Here is a 6,033-nt window from a genome sequence, read left to right as displayed (position 1 = left end):
CAAACCTATCAAGCAGCACTCAACGATATTGGTTCTGCGATCACAGCTTTCAAAAATGATCCTTCTCACTATCGCACCACTTTAAAAAATCTTGGTGAGCGCCTGTCTGATCGTGTAGAAGATCTCACGACAAAATTTGATCGAAGTGATATCATCGAAGCCCTCATAAAAGATGGCATGACCCGTTCGGACGCACAAACAGCAGTAAACCGTGCCGTTCAACTCTATCAAAGCGCCGAGGAAAAAACCGAAAAAGCCATCAAAGCCCTTGAAGAACAGGCAGAAACACTCTCGGACAATCTTGAGGATACGATCAAGGGAGCAAAAAACACTGCGACTAAAGCTACAAAAGCAGCCTCCAATATGGGATGGTGGGGCTTTTTAGGAAGTCTGGTAGGCGCCATTATTTCCAGTGTTTTTGGTTATTATGGTTATAGAAGCCGTAAGGATACTTTCATGCTTTAAAACTTCTACCTCTAAAGCAAACACATAAAAAGCTGCACACATGATGCAGCTTTTTTTTGCAAAATTTTCTTGATTTTTCATGCTTTTCAGCACAATCAAATTTTTCGACATCCACGTAAAGCTTTTATAATCATGAGAAACAAGCTTCAAAATAAAAGATTTTTTTTCAACAATTCTATTTTTTTTATGTTTTTTCTTTAAGAAATTTCTTAAATGAAGTGTTGACTCCATAGATTATATATATGCGTTACAGCGTAACAAATATGCGACTATTGCTCTATTTTTGCCATTTAAACCAAACGAATATCGCAGAAACATATTCCGCTACAATCAACAACTTTTCTTAATATGGAAAGCATATCAATCTTGTATCTCATGTAAGAGGGAGCATTATGCGGTTAACATTTCATCCACGCACAATATGAGAGAATAAGGTGAAATTTCTCTGATACAAAGGGAATACCAGCTTACCAAATTATCTATTCTCAACAAAGTAACACTCTCACCGCTTCAATATCAGTACTTTAGTTTGAATATACGAACACAATTTGCATTCTAGATTAAATGTATCAAATAAATAATAAACACAACATGCTATATAGGCTGGATTCCATCGATGCTTATGAACAAACGCTTATAAAGCAGATTGAAGTCGCCTCTATTGAAGTAAAAGATGGACAAAACAAACTGTATTTTGTTGTGAAAAGCAAAGGAAGTATTTTCGAAGACATCTTGCGCGATCTGGAAGAAGCAAAAATCCATTGCGGTCGTGAATATTTCAAAGCTTTGGGAGAAAATACCCAATATATTGTTTCTGATAATTATCAAACTTTTATCGATCAAGTACTTCAAAAAGATACCATAACAACTTGAAAAAATGTTTGGGCTATGGAAACAGCCTTCCCCTATTGTTTATAAAATGCAATTTTTTCCTACTCTATAATTTACAAGCTCTTCCTTATAACCGATTTTAATTTTTATTAAACGATTAAGAGATTGTCGAACATTTTCCAGAAAGAGCTGCACATTTAAGAAAAGAAAATTATAAACTATTGAGAATACATTTGGCACCCAAACAATATCGCTGTATTTTTACTGTTTTGCCTCACACTCTCCTTATCGCATAAAGAAAAGGGCTCAGATTTATGATATGCTTTGTTTGAACGCCTTCTCAATAACATTTTCAATGGCTTATAAGATCATAGAGCAGTTTACTACTTTTCGAGAAACCAACACACTGAGACCTTGACCACAACCTTCGTTATTTTTATGAAAGAACACGAAACCAACAAGCTCCTTAAACTCTAAAATTTGGCCATCTCCAGTAACATGCGGTGTTTATCAACATCATACTTGCTTTGTGCTCTTGGACACCTCTCAAAACCTCTTGAAATATGGGATTCTCTGTTGGTATCTTTGCAAATATCCACGAAAATTAAGCACGCGTTTCAATGCGGAATAGTCCCATAAACACACTAACAGACACCCCTACAGCACCAGCATAGAATATGGCATCCCGCCCCCGCCCGCCAAAATGCTGACCCTCTTCTGCCACACATCGCGATGTGGAAAATAGCACTGTGCTGCAAACTTGGCGATGTTATTCATCTCATTTAAACCTCCTTGAATCACTATGCTTGCATAACCGCAACAGGTTCAAATGAAGATGAAGCGACAAAAACATCTGGTAAAGCAGCATCTTCTCTCTATTTCATTGTGAACTGTCATAACAAATCTACCCCTCTTTAATAAAAAAGCCTTCTCTCATTGAGGGGAAAATTTTTAAAAATATTGAAAATCATGATGCACGATGACAGACAGCAAACCATCTCTAAAAAGGCTGTTTTTTTACTTTTACAGTGTGCTCTGAGATTTCTCTAACATTTTCCTGTCTTTAGATTTTCCTTATAAAATTTACGGACAAAAGAAGCTTTTCAGAACTCTTTTACACATAACTTCATTGCTTCAAGCTCCCTTACAGACACGATAAACGTCTATATTTCCATCTACCAAATACGCGAGATTAACAGCGGATGTAATTAAAACAGCCTTTTTATAGAAAACCGTAAGCTTTAACGGAATAAACGAGATTTTAAACTAGCCTCCCGCATCACTCATTACTCTCTACCGATTATGCGAACAAAGAGCCCCATTTACTCTTTCTAACAAGCAAAAAACACACGCAACATTTGGTAACATACCATTGAAATTCTTGTCACAAAGCCTTCCTTTCAGGGATTATGCGTATTGCCTGCTTCCTTCTCTCCAATAAACAATCTGTCAATAAAGAATGTTATTGCAGTTACAATAATACAAAATTATACTTCTGTTCTCATTCTATATTTTTCGAATTATCACGCATTATCCACCCCTTCACTGTTATAACAATGAAAGGAAAAAAATTAAAACACAATATAGTATTTCTTTTTCACAAATCTTATATAAGCCACAAAATTGTTGCGCGACCTTCTAAGCAAGATCAGGCAATAAAATCATACTCTAAAAACCACTCCACACACCACTTTTTGATATTATAAAGATACAAAATGCAATTATCATCCCCGCAAAAAATATCTCAGAAAAACAAAATCCCTCCTGCAACAATTAGGGCACTCTCTCAAATATTACCAAAGTACTATTGGTCGAGGAATTTGGATGCCTTATTCTTTTATACACCATCTGCTCCTCATGAGTATCTAAGTGATGGTGAAGAAGTCAAGGTTAAGAAACGACTAGATACAATCAATGTAAAATGCAATGAACCGCTTGAAGTCCTTGGTCCCCTGCTTGGTGATTTTTTGGACAGCGAGTTTCATAAGTTAGTCGAATTTGAAGACATACCAGAAGATCAAATGCTACAACAGCTTAAAACAGATCAACGTAAAATTTTAGAAACGTTAAAGAAAGATGGATTGGAATATCAGCGTGGAGGATATATTATCAAGAATGAGCTGACCTTCACACAAGAATTGCAAAAAGCTGGCCTCCTCTCTATAGAAAAACTAAAAAAACTTATTGCAGAGAAAGAACTTTCAGCAGTAGAAATCGAAATCAATAGGGCATTAGAAAATATAGAAAAAGATCCAAGGGAGGCAGTTCTATTTGCAGCAAATCTATTGGAAGCCTCTTGCAAAGCTTATCTCGACCACCATTCTATCCCATATGCAGAAAACGCCCGTAATAATCTGCCCGCTTTATGGGAAGAAGTCGTTAAGAGAGCCAAGATCCATCCCGAAGATTTGAAGCAAGAAAACTTAAAAAATCAAGATCTAGATGAAAATGACTTAAAAATGATCGCATCCGGTCTGTATAAAATTGTAGAAGGTACTATAAAGTTAAGAAACAAGAAAGGTGCAGCGCACGGCCGCTCAAAAAAGGATTTCGAACTAATCAATCTCAAACCTCGCCATGCGCGTTTAACTTTTAATGCCGCCCATTCCCTCTCAATTTATATCTTAGAGCTCATGGATCAGCCATAATAAATAAAGAGCACTATTCTTACATGCCATAACCATTTTCTCTTTACAGGCTTTTTGCTACCAACATAATGCTTTACCCTCTACAAAACACTCTTTGCAAATAATCGGAGTATCGTTACGATCATAGGCATTTTAGGTTTTGTCTTTTAAGACAAAAGGCTAGCAAAGCGTCCAGTCCATGCATGTTTGTCTTTTTTATCGCAAAACAACATCATTTTCATCAAAAGCCTATCATAACATTTTATATTTCGAGCTAAGAGCAAGAGCAAATTTTCTTAAAATCATTTCTTATCTTTAAGACTTAAGAGCGCTTCCCATCCCCCCCGACATAACCTTCTCTATAGCTTATAAAACCCAATATTCCTATAGCGGGATAAAATTTAGTGATCACGCACTCTATAACTTCCCCTTCCCCACTGCCAGCTTCCATTCAAACATTAGTACCCATGGCTGCAAAAGCAAAAAGCCAGCCCTTCTTTTTCTCACGCCAGAATGTTGATTTTTCTTAAAGATTTCCGCCCCTTTAAAAAGATTGTGTGCCATGACGAAGAGTTTGGCTTGCGTTTTTCATTGGAAGCAAGTTTTGTAGCTTTTTTATGATATTAAGATAGAGGTAAGCTGGAAGCGTTTTTTTCACCTTCTCGCCATTTTTTATCTATGGATAGAGATGTTCCGTTTTTTCTCAAGCCAAATTGCAGATATAAGACAGTTTTTTTCTGAAAGACGAGGATATCTGAAAATTTTGGAGAGGACTTTGATTATTTTTGGTTATGTTTGTAGGATTTTTTGGGGCTTCTGGAATAAGATCGTAAACGATTAGTTTCAGGGAAGAATTGGGAAGTTTGCATTTTAGAGAGGCAAAGCTCAGTTTTCAAATTTCAAACTCCAACAACATGTTTTTTAGCTTATTTTTAAGCATCTAGAATAAAGGTTTATTTTGAAATCCCTCTAGTGATGGACGCAATGATAGCAATAAGATTTTGTTTAAAGCAGTTAGCTTTTTTGTCTTCAATTTTTTTAAAGGGTTGGATTGTGCGTTTTTGTCTCACACCATTTGCCACCCATGGGTTTTCTCCCTCCTGACATTGAGCAAAACTGATTGTCCAATCAGGATAAAGTCGCCAGCTACCTAGCCCTCTCGTTGGTCATCTCACAAATGTGTTGCGCATCCCGCTTGGAGCGTTGATAACACTACCTCATCACTTATATGCCCATGAGTTTATAAGCGTTTTGACAAATCAATGGTTCATCGCTCCCATTTACTCTAGAGCACAGGATGCGTGCGTTGTGTAAAATAAGCGTGGTAGGACTACTATAGCTCTTTTTTGGAAGGATTGGTTTTAAGTGTAGGGTGATAGAAATCTCTTACTATTTTTATACACTTTACGAAGAGCTTGATGGGATATTTTTAAAGTCTCGAGACTGAGGTAATGCACAAATAGTTTCAGAGAAGGATTGAGAAGTAGGGTTTTAAGATAGAAAGGTGAGTTCAACTTTTTAGTTGCATGTCTATATGGGCCATTGCATTTTTTAGAGAAGGAATATTTTCAAGCCCCCCATTCCCTCACTGTAGCTTTATGGGTGTTTAGACTCTCGTACGTTTTATCCTTCTTCCATGGTGCTTCCATTATGATCCATCTAGAATGAAAGTTTATTTTGAAAGTTCTCTCGTGAGAGACGAGATGGTAGCAATAAGACCTTTCCTCATATAGCAACCTGCTTGGCAAGGATGCACCTTGGATGTGATATAGACGGACAAATATAGTATGGGTGATGGTGCCTTTTTTTCTCAAGTTAATTTGAGAGGCATCGGAGAATTTTTGAGACCAATCTAGGTTGAGCACTATTTTTTGCACTCTTTTTAGAGAGGGAAGATTTTCAAGTCCCCCCTTCCGTCATAGTTTTATGGGTGTTTAGGCAGTTTGTACGTTTTATCCTTCACGCATAGTGCTCTCGCAACTTCTATAAAGCCACAAGCCTATACAGCTCAAGTGGGAAGTTTGAGTGAAGATTTATTCTATAACATTTCCCATTAGGTACATTTTTATATTTTCACGTTTTATCATGAGCGCAGTGTCATGTTCAGATG

Annotated in this window: 3 protein-coding genes and 1 pseudogene; 3 read left to right on the top strand and 1 reads right to left on the bottom strand. The window is 36.8% G+C overall.

Annotated elements, in window-relative coordinates; translation table 11 throughout:
* The 3 genes and pseudogenes from ACFIJ7_RS08885 to ACFIJ7_RS08875 all read left to right on the top strand — a co-directional run.
* Positions 1–465, top strand: a pseudogene (locus ACFIJ7_RS08885) (DUF3792 domain-containing protein); the annotation flags it as partial.
* 591 nt (positions 466–1,056) lie between these two features.
* Positions 1,057–1,338: a hypothetical protein gene (locus tag ACFIJ7_RS08880; RefSeq protein WP_375645108.1), complete on the top strand. Its 282-nt coding sequence runs from the start codon at positions 1,057–1,059 to the stop codon at positions 1,336–1,338.
* A 1,673-nt stretch (positions 1,339–3,011) separates the two neighbouring features.
* Positions 3,012–3,944: an abortive infection family protein gene (locus tag ACFIJ7_RS08875; RefSeq protein ID WP_375645107.1), complete on the top strand. Its 933-nt coding sequence runs from the start codon at positions 3,012–3,014 to the stop codon at positions 3,942–3,944.
* A 932-nt stretch (positions 3,945–4,876) separates the two neighbouring features.
* Here the strand turns inward: ACFIJ7_RS08875 and ACFIJ7_RS08870 are convergent.
* Complete coding sequence (locus ACFIJ7_RS08870; protein ID WP_375645106.1) at positions 4,877–5,005, bottom strand: hypothetical protein; 129 nt, start codon at positions 5,003–5,005, stop codon at positions 4,877–4,879.
* Positions 5,006–6,033: the final 1,028 nt, after the last annotated feature.

The sequence above is a fragment of the Bartonella sp. MR100HLJHH genome (assembly GCF_042194215.1).
GTDB lineage: Bacteria > Pseudomonadota > Alphaproteobacteria > Rhizobiales > Rhizobiaceae > Bartonella > Bartonella grahamii.
Note: the sequence above shows the minus strand (reverse complement) of the source record. Positions and strands in the feature narration are given on the sequence as shown.

Coding starts and splice junctions, on each gene's coding strand:
- ACFIJ7_RS08880 (WP_375645108.1), top strand. CDS start 1,057: ATGCTATATAGGCTGGATTCCATCGATGCTTATGAACAAACGCTTATA.
- ACFIJ7_RS08875 (WP_375645107.1), top strand. CDS start 3,012: ATGCAATTATCATCCCCGCAAAAAATATCTCAGAAAAACAAAATCCCT.